We start from the raw sequence: 1,814 nt of genomic DNA on the forward strand, positions 1-1,814 counted from the left end.
CCTCACGGAACTCCGGCTCGAACTTCCGTCGCTTCTCCGCCATGACTCCCAACTTCCCCTGCAGTCACGGTCTCTACGCTACGAGGGGAGGGACAGAGACAGGTACACCGGTGAGCGTACAGACCTTATCCCGGGCCGGTTTTGTTCCGAGGCCGTCTTCGTGTCCTTCGCCGGTGTGGCCCCGATCCCGGCTTTCTCCGGCCTGACCGGCAAGCACCGGGTTGACCGGGGCGGTGACCGCCGACTGAACCGAGTGATGCACACAGTCACCCTGGTCGGGTTGCGGTTGGATCCTGTCTCGAGGATGTATGTCGCTCGCGCGCCCCGCGTCAGCGAGGGCAAGAGCCCCCGCGACGCGCAGCGATGCCTCAAGCGCAACATCTGCCGCCAGATCTCTTGCGCCATGGTGTTGTGGTAGAGGTTGCGCTGGATGTTGCGCGGCTCGACTCCGGGGTTCCGAGTCACTCCAGGCTTCAAGGTCTTCGAATGAAGGACCCGGCCGGTAGCGGAAGGGCTTCCTCAAGCGGTTTGGCAGGACATGGCAGTTTCGGGGGCTGGCGTCCTCGTAACCGTTACGTGACCGAACAGGGCCACCTTGCTGATCGAGGGCCGCCGGAGTGGAATCCGTGTGAGCGAGCCTTCGGGTGTGCGGGCGCGCCCGGTCGGGCGGTACGGACCATGAGTCCTGTGACCCCCGGTGGGCGGGCGGATCAGCGCAGTCCGGCGAAGAGGTCGCTTTCGGGCACGGCCGCGCCGGTGGTGTCCTGGACGCGTACGAAGGTCTCGACGCCCATCAACTCGGTGAACCTCTCCTGGCCCATCCTGAGGAAGAAGATGTTCTCGCCCTGGCTGGCGTGCGCGGCCAGCGCATCGAACTTCTGGCTGCCGAAGGCGGTGGTGTCCACCCAGGTGGTGATCTCTTCGTCGGGGAGTCCGATCTCGGCCATCGCGGCGGCCTCTGCGGGATCCGGCTCCTGCCCGTCCGCCCCGAACTCGCGCATGACCTCCCCGAACCGCTGCATCATCGAGCGGGGTGCCGTCGTCCAGTACACCTTCGGTGTCAGCGCGGTCATCGCCAGCGCCGCCGTGGTGATGCGGTTGGCCTGGATGTGGTCGGGGTGGCCATAGAAGCCGTTCTCGTCGTAGGTGACGACCACATCGGGCTGGTAGCGCCGCAAGAGTTCCGCGAGTCGGGCAGCGCCCTCTTCCACGGGTGTCTGCCAGAAGGAGCCGGGGGCGTCATTGGTCGGCCAGCCCATCATTCCGGAGTCGGCGTAGTCCAGCATCTCCAGATGACTGACCTTCAGGACTTCGCAGCTTGCCTCGAGTTCTTTGCGGCGCATCAGGGCGACGGCCGCCGGATCGTGCCCGGGATCGCCCGGCTTGACACCTCCCGGTCCGTCACCGCAACCGCCGTCGGTGCACGTCACGAGGACCGTGCGCATGCCCTCCGCCGTGTACCGCGCGAGGACACCTCCTGTTCCAGTGGCCTCATCGTCGGGGTGGGCGTGTACCGCCATGAGCGTCAAGGGCGAGTCATTCATGAAACATTCTCCTGTGTGAAAAGGCCTCGGTTCGAGTCCGCGGCGGGTGTATGAGCGGTCGCCTCTCGAACTTCACCATGATTCTGGAGGCAGTCCAGCGCGAACCCGACGAGGGCCCCCTTCGTGACCGGACGTGCGCCAGCGCTGGTCGGGCCGTCCCGACAAACTGCCCGAGGACCTCGTCCATGCTCTCAGGCGCGAAGAACACCGCACCCGCAACCGCACTGACACTCACTATCTGCGTCAACTACGGCGGGCGCGCCGAGATCA

General features: G+C 65.9%; 2 protein-coding genes. One reads left to right on the forward strand and one right to left on the reverse strand.

The features are described 5' to 3' along the window. Positions 1-127 precede the first annotated feature (127 nt). On the forward strand, positions 128-418 hold the full coding sequence (locus tag ACFU53_RS47895) for a transposase (RefSeq protein WP_384006945.1): 291 nt from the start codon (positions 128-130) through the stop codon (positions 416-418). A gap of 292 nt (positions 419-710) precedes the next feature. On the opposite strand, the gene ACFU53_RS47900 is transcribed toward ACFU53_RS47895, so the two are convergent. Continuing rightward, positions 711-1,544: a PIG-L family deacetylase gene (locus ACFU53_RS47900; protein WP_384006942.1), complete on the reverse strand. Its 834-nt coding sequence runs from the start codon at positions 1,542-1,544 to the stop codon at positions 711-713. Positions 1,545-1,814: the final 270 nt, after the last annotated feature.

Source organism: Streptomyces sp. NPDC057474 (genome assembly GCF_042802555.1).
Taxonomy (GTDB): domain Bacteria; phylum Actinomycetota; class Actinomycetes; order Streptomycetales; family Streptomycetaceae; genus Streptomyces.

Coding starts and splice junctions, on each gene's coding strand:
- ACFU53_RS47900 (WP_384006942.1), bottom strand. CDS start 1,544: ATGAATGACTCGCCCTTGACGCTCATGGCGGTACACGCCCACCCCGAC.